Annotated in this window: 17 protein-coding genes; 14 read left to right on the top strand and 3 right to left on the bottom strand. The window is 39.1% G+C overall.

The genetic code is table 11. From position 1 onward, the window contains the following. Entirely contained in the window at positions 1-741 is a 741-nt protein-coding gene (gene thyX, locus ACTCIM_RS03160; protein ID WP_029967772.1) for an FAD-dependent thymidylate synthase, read from the top strand. Between the two features lie 84 nt (positions 742-825). Beyond that, positions 826-2,052, top strand: coding sequence for a hypothetical protein (locus ACTCIM_RS03155; protein ID WP_029967775.1), 1,227 nt, complete (start codon positions 826-828; stop codon positions 2,050-2,052). Positions 2,053-2,080: 28 nt separating this feature from the next. On the opposite strand, the gene hemC is transcribed toward ACTCIM_RS03155, so the two are convergent. Genes hemC through ACTCIM_RS03140 form a run of 3 tightly spaced genes read right to left on the bottom strand, consistent with a single transcriptional unit; the run spans position 2,081 to position 3,900 of the window. After that, on the bottom strand, positions 2,081-3,010 hold the full coding sequence (gene hemC, locus ACTCIM_RS03150) for a hydroxymethylbilane synthase (RefSeq protein ID WP_029967777.1): 930 nt from the start codon (positions 3,008-3,010) through the stop codon (positions 2,081-2,083). 11 nt (positions 3,011-3,021) lie between these two features. Next, positions 3,022-3,273: an FmdB family zinc ribbon protein gene (locus ACTCIM_RS03145; protein ID WP_472313835.1), complete on the bottom strand. Its 252-nt coding sequence runs from the start codon at positions 3,271-3,273 to the stop codon at positions 3,022-3,024. Continuing rightward, the gene (locus ACTCIM_RS03140; protein ID WP_029967781.1) at positions 3,274-3,900 is read right to left on the bottom strand and encodes an SIS domain-containing protein; all 627 of its coding nucleotides are present in this window, start codon (positions 3,898-3,900) and stop codon (positions 3,274-3,276) included. A gap of 335 nt (positions 3,901-4,235) precedes the next feature. Between ACTCIM_RS03140 and ACTCIM_RS03135 the strand changes: the two genes are divergently transcribed. From ACTCIM_RS03135 to ACTCIM_RS03080, 12 genes are all read left to right on the top strand, one after another. Then, positions 4,236-5,348 carry an ABC transporter substrate-binding protein gene (locus tag ACTCIM_RS03135; protein WP_472313874.1) on the top strand — a complete coding sequence of 371 codons (1,113 nt, stop codon included), beginning with the start codon at positions 4,236-4,238 and terminating at the stop codon, positions 5,346-5,348. Positions 5,349-5,432: 84 nt separating this feature from the next. Next, complete coding sequence (locus ACTCIM_RS03130) at positions 5,433-6,359, top strand: branched-chain amino acid ABC transporter permease (protein WP_472313833.1); 927 nt, start codon at positions 5,433-5,435, stop codon at positions 6,357-6,359. 20 nt (positions 6,360-6,379) lie between these two features. Next, positions 6,380-7,393 (top strand): branched-chain amino acid ABC transporter permease, encoded by a 1,014-nt coding sequence (locus ACTCIM_RS03125; RefSeq protein WP_472313830.1) that lies wholly within the window; start codon positions 6,380-6,382, stop codon positions 7,391-7,393. 11 nt (positions 7,394-7,404) lie between these two features. Beyond that, positions 7,405-8,172: an ABC transporter ATP-binding protein gene (locus tag ACTCIM_RS03120; protein ID WP_472313828.1), complete on the top strand. Its 768-nt coding sequence runs from the start codon at positions 7,405-7,407 to the stop codon at positions 8,170-8,172. Next, complete coding sequence (locus ACTCIM_RS03115) at positions 8,172-8,900, top strand: ABC transporter ATP-binding protein (RefSeq protein WP_029967797.1); 729 nt, start codon at positions 8,172-8,174, stop codon at positions 8,898-8,900. The genes ACTCIM_RS03120 and ACTCIM_RS03115 overlap by 1 nt, the downstream gene beginning before the upstream one ends. Continuing rightward, the gene (gene thrB, locus ACTCIM_RS03110; protein ID WP_472313826.1) at positions 8,901-9,425 is read left to right on the top strand and encodes a homoserine kinase; all 525 of its coding nucleotides are present in this window, start codon (positions 8,901-8,903) and stop codon (positions 9,423-9,425) included. It abuts the gene before it with no gap. Continuing rightward, positions 9,413-10,012, top strand: coding sequence for a hypothetical protein (locus ACTCIM_RS03105; RefSeq protein WP_472313825.1), 600 nt, complete (start codon positions 9,413-9,415; stop codon positions 10,010-10,012). Before thrB ends, ACTCIM_RS03105 begins: the two co-directional genes overlap by 13 nt. An 89-nt stretch (positions 10,013-10,101) precedes the next feature. Beyond that, positions 10,102-11,226 (top strand): efflux RND transporter periplasmic adaptor subunit, encoded by a 1,125-nt coding sequence (locus ACTCIM_RS03100; protein WP_472313822.1) that lies wholly within the window; start codon positions 10,102-10,104, stop codon positions 11,224-11,226. Continuing rightward, a complete protein-coding gene (locus tag ACTCIM_RS03095; protein WP_464278872.1) occupies positions 11,213-12,007 on the top strand; it encodes an efflux RND transporter permease subunit in 795 nt (264 codons plus the stop codon). The genes ACTCIM_RS03100 and ACTCIM_RS03095 overlap by 14 nt, the downstream gene beginning before the upstream one ends. Beyond that, positions 11,989-14,382, top strand: coding sequence for an efflux RND transporter permease subunit (locus ACTCIM_RS03090; protein WP_472313871.1), 2,394 nt, complete (start codon positions 11,989-11,991; stop codon positions 14,380-14,382). Before ACTCIM_RS03095 ends, ACTCIM_RS03090 begins: the two co-directional genes overlap by 19 nt. A 41-nt stretch (positions 14,383-14,423) precedes the next feature. Beyond that, positions 14,424-15,197, top strand: coding sequence for a PAS domain-containing protein (locus ACTCIM_RS03085; protein WP_472313820.1), 774 nt, complete (start codon positions 14,424-14,426; stop codon positions 15,195-15,197). 16 nt (positions 15,198-15,213) lie between these two features. Beyond that, entirely contained in the window at positions 15,214-16,479 is a 1,266-nt protein-coding gene (locus ACTCIM_RS03080; RefSeq protein WP_472313818.1) for a putative bifunctional diguanylate cyclase/phosphodiesterase, read from the top strand. Positions 16,480-16,483: the final 4 nt, after the last annotated feature.

Below are 16,483 nucleotides of genomic sequence, written 5' to 3'. Positions count from 1 at the left end.
ATGCCAGCTAAAAAAATGCAGGTAAAACTTTTGGCCAGTACCCCCAATGCAGTTACTTTGATCTATGCTGCCTTCAGGCAGTGTTATGCTCCGGGTTATGTGGGGGATGATTTTGAGAAATGGCTTCAGGGAGAAGTTCCTCTGGAAAAACAGGCCAGATTTATTGAAAATATCCTGGCTTCTGGGCATGAAAGTCCCATTGAACACGTTTCTTTTACCTTTGCTGTGGAAGGGGTTTCTAGAGCACTTACTCATCAACTGGTTCGCCATCGCATAGCTTCCTATTCCCAGCAGAGTCAGCGTTATGTGGATGCCAGGGATTTTGACTATATTTTACCCCCAGCTATTGCCAAAATAGAAAAGGCAAAAGCGCTTTTTGAGTCCTTTATGCACCAGGCAGCACAGACCTATGCCCAATTGCAGACCATCTTGGAAGAAGCTGGCCAGGGTAAAAAGGCCAATGAAGATGCGCGTTTTGTTTTGCCCAATGCCTGTGAATCCAAAGTGGTCTTTACTATGAATTGCAGAAGTTTACTTAATTTTTTTGAACTTAGATGTTGTGAGCGTGCTCAATGGGAAATTAGAAAAATGGCCTGGAAAATGCTCAAAATCTTAAGAAAAGAACTTCCTGTTATCTTTAATTTAGCTGGGCCCAAATGCGAAAGATTGGGATATTGCCCGGAGGGAGAAAAATTTACCTGTGGCAAATATCCTTTAGCTAAAGACGTTATCCATTCTTAGCTGTAACTTATCTGTAAACTCCAAGTAAAATCACCTTCACAAAAGAAGTTTACCCCTCTGACAAGTATAAATAAGGAGGGGTAAATGTTTAAATGGATTATAACAATCCTACTTGTTTTATCTTCTATTGCTTGTGAAACCAAGCAATACGTCTGGAATAAAGAAATAGGTATTCAAAATTTAGGTGCAATTAGTAGAGCTCTGGAAACAAAAAATGGACATTTTATATTGGTAGGGAAAGTCTTTTCTGGTGATAAAGATTCTGGTTTGGCTATACGTTTGGATAGGCAAGGCAATGAGGTATGGAAAAAGATTTTTACAGAAGATAATGACTTTATTTTTAAAGATGTAGTAGAATTAAAAGATGGTAGTCTGGTGCTTTTAGGGTTAGCACAAAATTCTAAAAAAGCAATAAAGTTGTTAAAAATAGATGCTTATGGAAACCTGGTCTGGAAAAAAACATTAAAGTTTCCTTTTTCCGCAATAGGAGAGAGAATTGTTTCCTTAGAGGATGCTTTAGTCATAGCTGGAGCCAGAGAAGATGTGAATGGTCAGGAGCATGGGCTGGTAATAGGATTGGACTTTCAGGGAGAGAAAAAGTGGCTTAAAAGCTGGAAAGGAAAGGGAAATGGCCATTTTTATGCCCTGGGAGCAGGGGAAGACGGTCTGGTGGTCGCTGGGCGTTCTCAGGATGAGAGGCTTAAGAGCAGGGCCTGGGCTATGAAGCTTTCTTGGTCAGGAGAAAAGGAGTGGGAACACTTTTTGGTTTTAAGTGCTTTGCAAAATGTTTTTGACCTTACCCTAACTAGAGACGGGTCTATTGCTTTTGCTGGAGTAGTGAGCAGTGAAGATACAGGAAGTGAAGATTTATTGATTTATAAACTGGATAATAAGGGAAGATTACAGTGGAAAAGGCAGTTTGGCGGGGTAAAGAGTGAAAAGATCCTTTCTTTAGTCCAAAATAAAGAGGGGGTGTTTTATTTAGGTGGGTATACCTGGAATTACAGGCATGATGGGTATGACTTTTGGCTTTTAACTTTGAATGAAGAGGGCAATTTTATGTGGGACAAAACCTTTGGTAGCAAAGGTTTTGAAGGTATCAGTGCCCTTTTATTGCCCCAAAGAGGAGGCCTTTTACTGGCTGGTTTTAGAGAAGGAGGTGATTTGTCTACAACTTCTCTTTGGGTTGCCAGGTTAAACCAGAGAGGAGAAGCTTTAGTGGAAAAGAAACCTTCTTATTTTTCCTATGTAGGTAATTATTTTTATACTTCTTTATGGATGTTAAGCCAGCCTTTTCGGAAGTGGCTATAGGGACTGGACCCTCTTGTTAACAAGAGGGTCAACTTTGTTGATAGATTTCTTCTAAGATTTCTTTTCCACCTTTGTTTAGAATAATTTCTGCTAACTCTGTTCCCAGTTGTTCAGCTGCCTGGTATTTTCCTCTTACTTCAGCCTTAATTAGTGTTTTGCCCTGTAAATCTCCCACCAGGCCTCTTACTACTAACTGGTTATCTTCAAATCTGGCATATCCACCTATGGGTACCTGGCAACCGCCTTCCAGGCCTCTTAAAAAGGCCCTTTCTGCTAATACTTCATATCTGGTGGGCAGGTGGTCTAAAAAGCTTAAAAATTCTTCCAGGTCCTTTCTTTCTTCCAGGTACTCTATGCCCAAAGCGCCTTGAGCTACAGCAGGGTAAAATTCTGGAGGAGTCAGTTCAAAGTGGTATCTGGCTCCTATTTCTAATCTAGCTAAACCTGCACCTGCTACCACTATGGCTGCAAATTGGCCTTCTTTTAACTTTCTTATCCTGGTATCCAGGTTGCCCCTTAAGGACTCTATTTTTAAACCAGGGCGCAGATAGAGAAGCTGGGCCTGCCTGCGCAAACTGGAGGTCCCTACTTTAGCCCCCTTGGGCAGGGAAAGCAGGTCTGGGTAGGTTTCAGAAAGTAAAACATCTATATTTACTTCCCGTTTGGGAATGATACCTACTTTTAATCCTTCGGGTAAGAAGGTAGGGACATCTTTCATGGAATGGACTGCAAGGTCTGTTTCCCTCTGGAGTAAACTTTCTTCTATTTCTTTGACAAAAAGTCCTTTTCCTCCCACCTTAGCTAAAGGTACATCCAGGATTTTATCGCCCGTGGTTTTTATCTTTACCAGCTCTACTTCCAGCCCTGGATAGCGTTGCTGAAGGCAGGAGGCAATATAATTAGCTTGCCAGAGTGCTAACTTACTGCCTCTGGTGGCAATGCGTATTTTTTTGAACATAAGATTATCCTTTATCCGCAACTAGAACAGTTTCCACCACTACAACCAGCACAACCAGAGCTACTAAATCCGCCACTTCTGGAACTGGCAGAGCTATTGCTGGAATTGAGTACAATGGGGCCACCAGCCTTAAACCTACAAGCAGACATGAGTTTGCTTACTTCTTTTGCCCCACACTTGGGACACTTTACCTCTTCATCCTTTAAAACCAGTTCTTCAAACTCTTCTTTGCATTTGTCACACACAAACTCATAAATGGGCATTTAATAAACCTCCTTATAGTCCAGGTATTTTTCTAAAGATTCTCCATCTTCAAAGAGAAAATAGTCAATTAGGTCGCAAAGTACATGGCCTATGGTGATGTGTACTTCTTGAATAAGGGGAGTATTGGCGCTGGGTACGGCAAAAAGGTAATCACAGTGATCTGCCATTAAATTTCCCTTTTCTCCGGTAAAACCTATGGTGAGAATATTTTTTTCCCTGGCTACAGCCAGGGCAGTTAAGATATTGGCACTTTTTCCAGAAGTGGAAAAGGCCAGCAAAATATCTCCTGGCATGCCCAGGGCCTTTATCTGTTTTACAAAAATGTCAGTAAAGCAGTAATCATTGCCAATGGCAGTTAAAATAGAGGTATCTGTGGTCAGGGCTATAGCTGGTAAGGGAGGGCGCTCCAGTTTATAGCGGTTAACAAATTCTGCTGCTAAATGCTGGGAATCAGCAGCACTTCCTCCATTGCCACAAAGCAGGATTTTTGCCCCTTTAGTCAGGGCAGCAGCAATGATTTTGCTTACTTCCAGCAGGATATTTTTATTTTCTTGCCAGAATTTTTCTCTGACTTTGGCCCCTTCCAAAAAATGTTTTTCTCCTCTTTTTAGGGCCTCATTGTTCATTTTCTAAGTCTCCCCTGGTGTAGAAAAATGACCTTTTATCTGGTTTTTTTGTCTTATAACCTAAAAAAACTCTTTACTCTTTTTATACTTTTAGGCTAGTAATACACACACTAATTTTAACAATTTTGTCTAGTTAAGTTCCGTTGATAAAAAAGTAAAGGTCAAAAGTAAACGCCGATTTCCTTATCTTTAATGCTTTTATTGGGTTTGGCAAGTATTTTGCCAAAGGAGTTAATGTAAGGGGGAGGCTTTAAGTTTAACTTTTTATAAAAAGGAGGTTTAGGGTGAAGAAGTTTTTAGCAGGTTTGTTAACTTTTCTTTTTGTTTTTAGTACTATGGTGGCCTTTGCTGCAGACACCATTAAAATTGGGTTTAATATTCCTTTGACTGGAGATATTCCCAAGGTAGGGGAAGCCTCCAAGTTTGCAGCTGAAATGCTCAAAGAGGATATTAATTCTAAAGGCGGTTTAGAAGTAGGGGGCAAAAAATATAAGCTGGAATTTATTTATGAAGACAATGAATCCAAGGCAGAGTCTGCGGTTAGTGCTGCTTTAAAGCTTATTGAAAGGGATCAGGTCCTGGCCATTATTGGACCTAACTCCAGTAAGCAGGCTGTTCCTGCTGGGCAGGTGTGTAATGACAACCGTACTCCCATGATTTCTCCCTGGTCCACCAACCCTGACACCACCAAGGATCGTCCCTGGGTTTTCAGGGCTGCCTTTTTAGATCCTTTCCAGGGCCCTGTAGCAGTTAACTTTGCTTCCAAGACCTTTAAAGCCAAAAAGGCTGCTGTTCTTTTTGCCTTGGATAATGACTATTCCAAAGGCTTGGCTGAAATTTTTAAGTCCGAGTGGGAAAAGAAGCACGGTCCTGGCACTGTAGTGGCCTTTGAAACCTATGCCAGCAAGGACCAGGATTTTAGCGCTCAGCTAACCAAGATTATTGCTGCTAAGCCAGACTTTATTTTCTTGCCAGACAATTACAATGAGGTAGCCTTGATTGTAAAACAGGCTCACGATCTTGGCTGGAATGGTCCTTTTATGGGCTCTGATGCCTGGGGTTCTGCTGAACTCATGAATCTTTGTGGAAATGACTGTGTTGGACATTATTTCTCCACTCACTACGCTGCTGCTGGTGCCACTGGTGCTACCAAGGAATTTATTGACCGTTATACTGCCAAATACGGCTATGTGCCCGATGATGTAGCTGCCCTTACCTGGGATGCTACCCGTTTGGTCTTGCAAGCTATCCAGGATGCTGGTAAGATTACTGGAAATGTGCGCAAAGACAGAAAAGCTATTCGTGATGCCTTGGCCAACATTAAGGAATTTAAGGGTATTACTGGTACTATGAAGTTTGATGAACAGGGCAATCCCATTAAGTGTGCTGTAGTAGTTAGAATTAGTGAAAAAGGCGAATTTCTTTTTACTGAATCCGTTTGTCCTTAAAAAATAGTAGGTAGAAATAAAAAAGAAGCGCGCCTTTTGGGTGCGCTTCTTTTTTATCTAAAAATAAGAAAAGAGGTAAGTTAAGTGCTAGAAAGTGTAATTCAAAACATCTTAAATGCCCTGCAGTGGGGAAGTTATTATTCTCTCATTGCTCTTGGTTATTGTCTGGTTTACGGAGTTTTGCTGTTAATTAACTTTGCCCACGGCGATATTTTTATGGTGGGCGCTTATATTGCCTTTTTTGTCTCTACCTTGCTTTTAGGTCATTATGGTTTTTTGCCTTTTGCTTTGCCTAAAGGCTTGGTACTAGCTTTAACTATTCCTTTGACTATGTTTTTAACTTCTTGTGTAGGTGTTTTTATTGAGCGGGTTGCCTATAGGCCACTTAGACGCAAGGGGGCCAATCGTCTCTATGTGGTAATTACAGCTTTAATGGCAGGTTTGATCCTGGAAAATGGAAATTTGGCCCTTTTAGGTGCAAGTAGAAAAAATTTTCCTGAATTGTTAGACAAAACTGTTTATACCCTGGGAAGTGTTGCTTTCACCAATGTAAAAATCATCGTTATTCTGGCTGCTTTTCTGGTGTTTTGGCTCTTAAATTTTATCGTTACCAAGACCAAAATAGGCATGGCTATGCGGGCCATTTCTTATGATAGATTTGCAGTACCTTTAATGGGCATTCCTGTAGATACTATTATTGTATTTACCTTTGTTCTTGGCTCTTCCATGGCTGCTATTGCTGGTATTTTGTTTGCCATGTCCTATCCTATTTTAGACCCCTATATGGGCGCAATGGTGGGGTGGAAAGCCTTTATTGCTGCAGTTGTAGGTGGAATTGGAGATATAAGAGGTGCTTTTGTGGGGGGATTTATTTTAGGTTTTGTAGAAATTTTAGTAGTTGCCTTTTTCCCCTCTACCTTTAGAGACCTTATAGCTTTTACCATTTTGCTTATTATTTTGAGTATTAAGCCAACAGGTATTTTTGGCGTGGCCAAGACTACAAAAATTTAAGAAGAGGTTGGATTTTAATTATGCGTAGATTTACAGTTCCTCTTTTGGTTTTGCTTTTGTTTGGTGTTTTAATTGGGCTGGCTTATTATGATAAAATAGACCTTTATACCCAGTCGGTTTTAATGTTTATGGGTATTAATATTATTTTTGGCAGTAGTTTAAATATTGTTAACGGCTATATGGGGGAATTTTCCTGCGGGCATGCTGGATTTATGGCAGTAGGTGCCTATGTTTCTTCTGTTTTGAGTGTGCTTTTCTTTGCCCAGGATAAGGTTTTTGGCGCTCCTCTTTTACCTCCAGAATATGCTATTTATGGTTTTCCCATTATCGTTATAATTGCTTTTATTGCTGCAGCCCTAACTGGTTTGCTGGTGGCTTTACCTTCTTTTAAAACCAGGGGGGACTATTTGGCCATTATTACCATTGCAGCTAACTATATTATTATTACTACTATTATAAATCTTGATTTTATTGGTGGGCCCAGAGGATTTATGGGCATGAAGAGTGTTATTTTTGCCATGGAAGATGTGGCCTTCTTGCCCTGGATGTTAATCTGGGTTTATATTTTTACCATTTTAAGTATCTGGGCCATTTATAGGTTTGTAAGCTCCACCTATGGCAAAGGGATTATAGCCATTCATCAGGACGAAGTGGCTGCAGAAATTATGAGTGTAAATACCAATAAGATGAAGCTTATTGCCTTTATGTTTTCCTCTGGTTTGGCTGGTGTTGCAGGAGCCTTATTTGCCCATGTGCTTGGTTATGTTAATCCCAACTCTTTTAATATTTTAAAATCTACAGAAGGTTTAGTAATGGTTTATTTGGGAGGTATGGGTTCTTTAAGTGGCTCTGTGCTGGCAGCTATTTTGTTTACCTTTCTTTTAGAACTGCTTAGACCTCTCCAGATTATCAAATGGGTGGTTATTCCTTTATTATTGATTATTTTAATGCAGTTTAGGCCAGAAGGTATTATGGGTAATCGTGAACTTTCTGATATTTTCCCCAGACTTAGAAAATTTTATCAATTCAAATAGGTGGAAAAGATATGGCATTACTGGAAATAAAGAACCTTACTCAATATTTTGGTGGCCTTTGTGCCTTAACTGAATTTAATATGACCATAGAAGAAGGGGCCCTGGTAGGGCTTATTGGGCCCAATGGTGCAGGTAAAACCACAGTATTTAACCTGGTGAGTGGGTTTTATCAGCCTACCCGGGGAGAGATTATTTTCAATGGTAAAAATATTGCTGGATTAAAACCGCATCAGGTTACAGCCCTGGGTATAGCCAGGACCTTTCAGAATATAAGGCTTTGGCATGAGATGAGTGTTTTGGACAATATCATGATTGCCCAGCACTATAACCTTGGCTATAGCTTGAAAGATTTGTTTTTGCGTACCAGACGCTATCAGGAAAATGAAAAGCGTATTCGCGACGAAGCTTATAAGTTTTTGGAAATTATGAATTTAAAAGAATACGCTTTGGAAAAGCCCAAAAACTTACCCTATGGTATGCAAAGAAAGGTAGAAATTGCCAGAGCTCTTTCTGTAAAACCCAAGCTATTGCTTTTAGATGAGCCTGCTGCAGGCTTAAACTCGGCAGATGTAAAAGAACTTATTGAACTCATAAGCTGGATTCACAAAGAATTTAAACTGACTATCTGGATGATTGAACACCAGATGACTGTGGTGATGAGCCTTTGTTCCTGGTTAAAGGTTATAGACTTTGGAGCTACCATTGCTGAAGGTACTCCTGAGGAAATTCAAAATAATCCAGAAGTAATTAAAGCTTACTTGGGGGATGGGAAAATATAATGTTATTAGAAATTAAGAATTTAAGAGTAAAATATGGCAACATTGAAGCCCTGCATGGGATTTCTTTTGGAGTAAAAAAGGGAGAGATTGTCACGTTGATTGGAGCCAATGGTGCAGGTAAGACCACTACCTTGCATACCATTACCAGAGTGCCTCCGCCAGAAGGCCCCAGGGTGGTAGAAGGAGATATTTTATACAAAGGTCAAAGCATGTTAAAGGTAGAGCCCCACGATGTGGTGCAGAAGCTAAAAATAGCCCTGGCTCCAGAAGGAAGGCATATTTTTGGCAACCTTACAGTAGAGGAAAATCTCAAGTTAGCCACCTATGCCAGAAAGGATGTGGAGCGCATACCCAAGGATTATGAGCTGGTTTATCGCTTGTTTCCCAGGCTTTACGAAAGAAGAAAGCAAAGAAGTGAATCTTTAAGTGGTGGTGAACAACAGATGCTGGCTGTAGGGAGGGCATTGATGACAGGGGCTAATTTTTTACTCCTGGATGAACCTTCCATGGGATTGGCTCCTTTGCTTATGTATGAAATGTTCAGGGCCCTAAAGGAACTCAATCAAAAGGAAGGGATTACTATCTTGCTTATTGAACAAAACGCCAAATTGGCTCTGGAGTTTGCCCACCGGGGATATGTGCTGGATACAGGCGAGATTGTTCTGGCTGGAGACTCCAAAGAACTTATGAACAATCCTGAGGTGAAAAAGGCTTACCTGGGAGGCTAGTTGCCAATTAAAAGGACCTTTTTTTTACAACAGGGAAAGAGCATTATTTTGATTGGAATGCCAGGCTCAGGCAAGACCACCTTGGGCAGGGCGCTGGCCAAAAAACTTTCCTGGGCCCATGTGGATACAGATTTTATTTTACAGGCCTGGTGGGGAATAGACTTAGAAACTTTGCGCAATAAACTGGGATTAAAAAAATTTTTACAGGCAGAAGAAGAAACCATTTTGAGCTTAAAATTAAATCGGTGCGTGATTTCTACGGGCGGAAGTGTAATTTATTCTCCTAAGGCCATGGAATATTTAAAGCGTTTGGGGCATATTGTTTATTTACAGGCCAGCCTGAAGACCCTAAAGGAGCGCATTGCCCTGGCTCCCTTAAGAGGACTTGCCTTAAAACCAGGTCAAACCCTGGAGGATTTGTATAAAGAGCGCACTCCCCTCTATGAACAATATGCTCAGTTTAGGGTGCATACAGAAAAGAGCTTAACTACTTGTTTAGATGAGATTTTAGCATGGTTAAATTAAAAAGAACTCCCAAGACCAGGATATTTCTGCAGCTAGCCAATCTTTATAAGCGCATGGAAGAAAGTTATGAAGAGCACGCCCGGGCTCTGGGCTTGAGTTGTGCAGGTTGTGAAGATAATTGCTGTACAAGTTATTTTCATCACCATACCTATATTGAATGGGCTTACTTTTGGGAAGGATTTAAGGGTTTACCTTCAGAGCAGCAAGAAGCCATTGAGCAAAGGGCCAAGGAGTATGTAGAGCACCTAAAACAATCTTTGCTTGCAGGTCAAAAGCCCAGTTTGATGTGTCCGGTAAATGAGAAAGGGCTTTGTGTTTTGTATTCTCACCGCTTGATGATTTGCAGGCTGCACGGTGTTCCCAATTTTTTTCTGCAACCTGGAGGAGGGATTAAGGAATTTCCTGGCTGCTTTAAAAGTCAAAAACTTGTGCAAAGCCAAAAAGAGGTAAAGCTTTTGGACCGTACTCCCTTTTACCAAGAACTGGCAGAGCTGGAGCTAGCCTTTTTAGGCAGCAAGCGAAATAAAGTCCCCAGGGTAAAACTAACTTTAGCTGAAATGATTGTCCTGGGCCCTCCCCAAGTGTGATTTCATTTACTTCCTCTTTTTATTCTCTTCTTGTATTTAAAATCTTTTTTTCTTGCCAATAACAACTTTTTGGTTTTAAAATAAGGATTATGAAAAAAATAATCCTTATTTTGGGGCTGTTACTTTTTCTTTGGGGTTGTGGTGAAGAATCTTCCCTGCCTTTGAAGCCAAAGCTGGTTCAAGGCAAGGTTTTTACCCTTGAGCAAAGTAAGGTTTTCTGGGGCCAGAGTTATCCTGGTCAGATAGAAGCCAGGGAAAAGGTGTTTTTAAAGGCCCTTTCAGCCGGGAAGATAAGTGGATTTGCAAAAGAAGAAGGGGAATGGATTGAGAAAGGAGAGTTAATAGTAGAGATAGACACTACTTTTTTACAAAAGGAATTAAAATTACTGGCAGCAGAGATTAGGAGCTTAAAAGAAGAGTATAATATTGCTTTAAGCAAGTTTAAACAAGCTGAAAGGGATTATAATAGGTATGTAACTCTTTTCCAGAAAAAAGTTATTAGTAAACAGGAACTGGAAAAAAGAGAGCTGGAAAAAGAGGTTTTGGAAAAGAGTTTAGATTCTATTCAGGCCAAGCTGGATGGTCTTTTAGCCAAAAGGGAATCTTTGGAGCATCAACTAACCTACAGTCAATTGAAGTCTCCTGTATCTGGTTATTTATTTAAAAAGCTGGTGGATAGAGGAAGCATTGTCAGTGTGGGGCAAGACCTGGCAGAGATTTATGAAAAGGAGAAACTTTGCTTTTTTACCCAGATAGAAAGTAAGTTTTTTGAGAAAATAAAAAAGAGTGATAGATTCCTGGTTTATTTTCCTGCTCTTACTAAAAGTCTTTTTTTACCGGTCTGGGAAAAGGTACCCTATTCTTCCTTTGCCAGCCAGACCTTTACTTTGCGCTTAAAGGTAAAGGAAAATCTCCTACCTGGCACTTATGGAGAGATGTTTTTACCTCTGGGAGAGAAGAAGGCACTTTTGCTTCCCTTAAAGGTGATAGGTAAGAGAGGCGGCCTAAATTATGTTTATGTGCTGGATGAGAAAAATATTTTACACTACCGCCTGCTTGCCCTTGGCGATACTTATGGGCAGCAAGGAGAGAATTTTTTAGCCAGTGCTGAAGGAGAGTGGGTAGAAGTGCTTTCCGGGCTTGAGGCTGGAGAAAGGGTCTTCTTAGAAACAGAGAAAGCAGAAGAAGGGGCTTTGGTAGATGTCCAAAGCTGAGCATGATTTTTTAAGCAAGATTACTTCCTTTTTTGTTGATTCCAAACTGGTCCCTTTAGTTATTATTTTTTGTCTTTTTTTAGGTCTTTTTGCCCTTTTTAACACTCCTAGTGAAGAAGAGCCTCAAATTGTGGTTCCCATGATAGATATCTTTGTCTCCATGCCCAAGGCCTCACCTGAAGAGATAGAGACCAGGGTTGTGTATCCTATGGAGCGACTGCTCTGGGAGATCCCTGGAGTGGAATATGTTTATTCCCAGGCAATGGAAGGAAGTGCCTTGACCACGGTTCGCTTTTATGTGGGAGAAGATGAGGAAAAGAGTCTTATTCGCACCTATGCCAAACTATATCATCACCTGGACTGGATTCCCCCTGGCTGTTCCATGCCCCTTTTAAAGCCCAAGTCTATCGATGATGTGCCCATTGTGAGCCTGACTCTCTGGAGTTCAAAATACACTCCAGCCGAGTTAAGACAGTTTGCCCTTTCTTTAGAAGAAGAGATAAGAAGTATTTTTGGGGTATCAGAAGTAGAGATAAAGGGCGGGAAAAAACTACAGGTTAAGATTTTACTCAATCCTCATAAGCTGGCGCTATTTGGCCTGGATTTGGAAGATGTAGCTCAAAGGCTGGCTGCCTTAAATCAAGGAGGCAAAGTAGGAGAGTTTACCCAGGATAATTATACCTTTACCGTAAAAGTAGATGGCCTTTTTAATAATATGCTGGAGTTAAAACAGCTTTTACTTTTTCTAAAAAGGATAAGCCTATTTATCTGGGGGATGTAGCCAGGGTAGTTTTAGAAGGCGAAGAAAATAAAAACTATCATTTTTTTGTACCTGGCTTAGCCAGTAAACACAAAGAACTACGCGGTCAGCTTTTTCCAGCTGTTACTATTGCCATAGCCAAAAGAAAGGGTTTTAATGCCACCTCTTTGGCCAAAGCAATTATACAAAGAGTAGAACTGGTAAAAGGTAAAGCCTATCCTCAGGATTTAAATATATCTGTTACGCGTAACTATGGCCAGACCGCCAAAGAAAAGTCAGATGAACTGCTGGAGCATCTTTTTATTGCAACCTTTGCCGTGGCCTTGCTAATAGTGTTCTTTTTGGGAGTAAGGGCTAGTTTTATTGTAATGATTGCCGTGCCTGTTACTCTGGCCATAACTTTATTTATCTACTATTTTATGGGCTATACCCTAAATAGGGTTACGCTTTTTGCCCTTATTTTTTGTATAGGTATTTTGGTAGATGACCCCATTGTGGATGTGGAAAATATTGTCAGACATATTCATTTACCAGAAAATAAAAATAAGCCTTTTCGAGATATTATTGTTGAAGCAGTCAATGAAGTCCGAAGCCCTTTGGTCTTGGCTACTTTTACCGTAATTGTAGCTCTTATGCCCATGGCCTTTGTGCGGGGGCTTATGGGCCCTTATATGCGGCCTATGCCCATTGGGGCTTCTTTGGCCATGTTTTTTTCCATGGTGGTGGCCTTTATAATTACCCCCTGGAGTGCCTATCATCTTTTAAAAGTTTCCAAAGCACAAAAACACGAGCACAAAGAGGATGTTTTTACCAGGATTTATCGGCAGATAATGGGGTACTTGTTGAGCCGTAAATTACACTTATATTCCTTTTTAGGGTTGGTGGTTCTTTTATTCCTGTTAAGTGTGTCTTTAATTTACTTTAAAAAAGTTTATATAAAAATGCTGCCCTTTGACAATAAAAGTGAGTTTCAGTTGATTTTTGACTATAAGGAAGGGACTTCTTTAGAAGAAAATTTTGCTTTGACTTCTAAAATAGCCAATCAATTGAAAACTATTCCAGAAATAGAAAACTATCAGCTTTATATTGGGACCAGTGCTCCCTATAACTTTAATGGTCTTATCAGGCATTATTACTTGCGAGCAGGGAGTAATGTGGCTGATGTTCAGGTGAATTTACTGGATAAACACAAACGAGACAGGCAAAGTCACCAAATAGCCAAGGAAGTGCGGAAGTTGATTGCTTCTCTGGTAGACAAAGACAAGGTAAGGACAAAAGTAGCGGAAATTCCACCAGGACCTCCAGTATTACAGACTCTGGTCCTGGAAGTATATGGTCCGAACTATAAAGGCCAGATAGACCTGGCCAGGCAGTTATTAACTATATTTGATTCTACTTCTGGTATTGTGGATAGTGATTGGTACATGACAGAGGAACAAAAAGAAGAAGTCTTTAAAGTGAATAAACTAAAAGCAAACTCTTTAGGCATAGGTGTAGATAGGATTTATGCCCTTTTAAGTACTAGCTTACAGGGAAAGGTGCTTGGGCTTTTTCATCAACCAGAGTTTAGAGAAGATGTTCCTTTGTTTTTACATCTGGATAGATTCAGGCGCTCTTCTTTAAGTGATTTATTGGCCTTAAAGGTAAGAGGTGCCAGGGGACTTGTAGAATTGGGAGAAGTGGTAAAGGTAGAGCAAAGGGAAGTACCTTATCCCATTTATCATAAAAATTTACTGCCCGTGGTTTATGTTACGGGAGATGTGACTGAGCCAGAAGAGAGTCCTGTGTATGGGATGCTTAAGATAAACCAAAAGCTAAAAGAGAACTTTCCCAGGTTAAAAGTGTTATACACCAGTTTGCCTTCTGACAAAGAAAAGAACACAGTAAAGTGGGATGGAGAGTGGCAAATTACCTATGAAGTTTTTAGGGACCTGGGCCTGGCTTTTGCCGTGGCTATACTTTTAATCTATCTTCTGGTGGTGGGCTGGTTTAAGTCCTATCTTACTCCTTTGACCATTATGGCTCCTATCCCTCTTTCTTTAATTGGAATTATTCCTGCCCATTACTTGTTTCAGGCCTTTTTTACAGCGACTTCTATGATTGGTTTTATTGCTGGAGCCGGGATTGTGGTCAGAAATTCCATTATTTTAGTGGATTTTATAGAATTGAGACTGGCTGAAGGCGATGATTTAAAAAGTGCAGTGATTGAAGCTGGTGCAGTTCGCTTTAGGCCCATGCTCTTAACAGCCCTTTCTGTGATTGTGGGCTCAGCAGTTATTCTCAAAGACCCTATCTTCCAGGGACTGGCCATTTCCCTTATGGCTGGAGAAGTGGCTGCCACCCTGTTTTCCCGCCTGGTGGTGCCAGTGCTTTACTTTCGGAGCAAGCTAAGATAAATACTGAATAGCTAGGAGTTATAAAAGGAGGATATTTGATTGTGCTAAGCAGCTTAAATATATTTAAAAATTTTATTTCTGGTGTAGAAGAAAGCTTGCAAGTGGGTATTTGGATGTTAGATACTTCTTCTAAGCAGGTTTTTCTTTCAGAAAAAATAAAAGCAATGTTTAATATTGAATCTTTAGATGATATTTTAAACATCAAATATTTTCTTGAAATTTTTCCAGAAGAAGAAAAAACTTTTCTTTGTAAAAAAATAGAAGATATATTAGAAGTAAAAAAAACTGATTTTGTCTATGATAGAATTTTTTATATAGGAGATAATTGCTTTAAGCATACTTTAGGTCATTTTAAAGATGAAAAAAAATCAATACTTGTTGGTATAGTTAAAGAATGTTCCTTTTTAGAAGGTATTGACTATAAAAATGTTTTGCTTGAGTTTATATTTAAACATAGTATTGAAGGTATAGTTATTACTGACGATAAAGCTAATATAATAAATGTAAATCCTGCATTTACTGAAATTACTGGTTATACTAGAGAAGAGGTTTTAGGGAAAAATCCCAATATACTTAAGTCAGATAAACATACTCAGGATTTTTATAGGCAAATGTGGGATGATTTATTGACTAAGGGTAGTTGGGAAGGAGAAATTTGGAATAGAAGGAAAAATGGAGAAGTTTATCCGGAGTTTTTGAGTATTAAAGCAGTAAAAGATGCTAAAAATAAAACTATAAACTATATCTCTATGTTTATAGATCTTAGTGAACAAAAAAAGATAGAAGATAAATTTAAATATTTTCGTTTTTTTTGACCCATTAACAGGTCTTATGAATAGAGAATTGTTTTTAAATAAAATAAAAGAAAATTTGGTAAATTGGAAAGATAAGTTTTGTTTAATTATAATTGATTTAGATAATTTTAAAGACATAAACGAAGTATTTTCTTATAGCGCTGGAGATGTAATTTTAAAAGAAATTAGTGATAAGTTAGTTTCTTTAGTTGGTCAAAAAAATGCTGCTCGCATAGGAGAGGATAGTTTTGCTGTAATTTACAGTTTTAAAGATAGTTTTCAAATAGAAAGTATAATCTTTGAGATAAAAGATACTTTGAGTAAGATAAGTATTAAAAATACAATTTTGAATTTGAGTTGTTGTTTGGGAGTAAGTGTTTACCCAGAAGATTCTCAGGACCCAGAAGAATTGTTGCGCTTTGCTGAAACTGCTTTAAACAGGGCAAGAAGAGAAGGATATGGTAAATATCGTTATTTTAATAAAGAAATGTATGAAAGAGCGAAAATAAAGATAGATAAAATAGCTACTTTGAAAGAAGGTATCAGACAAAAGGAGTTTATTCCTTTTTATCAACCAAAAATTGATTTAAAGAGTAAAAGAATAGTTGGTTTTGAAGCCCTGGCTAGATGGCAAAAAACAGAGGGAAGGGTAATTACTCCTGCCGAATTTATTCCCTTGGCTGAGCAAGAGGGGTTTATCCTTCCTTTGACCTTTTTGCTTTTGGAACGCATTGCTCAGGATTTGAGAGTTATTTATCATAATTATCCAGAAAAAAAGATTTCTTGTGCGGTTAATCTGTCTTTGGCCTGCTTTGAAGAAGGAATGGATTGGATTCTTTATTTTAAGGAATTGGCTACAAAATATAGCCTTCCTTTAACTGCCTTTCAGGTGGAAATAACAGAAAGTATATTAATGCAAAAAGAAAGGCTTATGGTAGATATTTTAAATAATTTAGCTGAAAATAAAATATTAGTTTGCCTGGATGACTTTGGTAAAGGTTATTCTTCTTTATATTACTTAAAAAATTTACCAATTCATCTAGTTAAAATAGATAGGTCTTTTATTGTAGATTTGAAGTCAGGGACTAAAGAAGAACAGTTAGTAAAAGCTATTATTGAAATGAGTAAGGTATTAGGTATAAAAGTGTGTGCAGAGGGAGTTGAGCAGGGAGAGCAACTGTCTTTACTCCAAGCTTTAGGTTGCGATATTGTGCAGGGATACTATTTTAGTCCTCCTCTGGACTTTAAAAAAATTTTAAATCTATTGGCTAGCCTGGATTTTAATCTCCCAGCTAGCCAATAACCTT

The organism is Desulfonauticus sp. (genome assembly GCF_055126295.1).
This window is presented reverse-complemented; position numbering and strand designations above follow the sequence as displayed.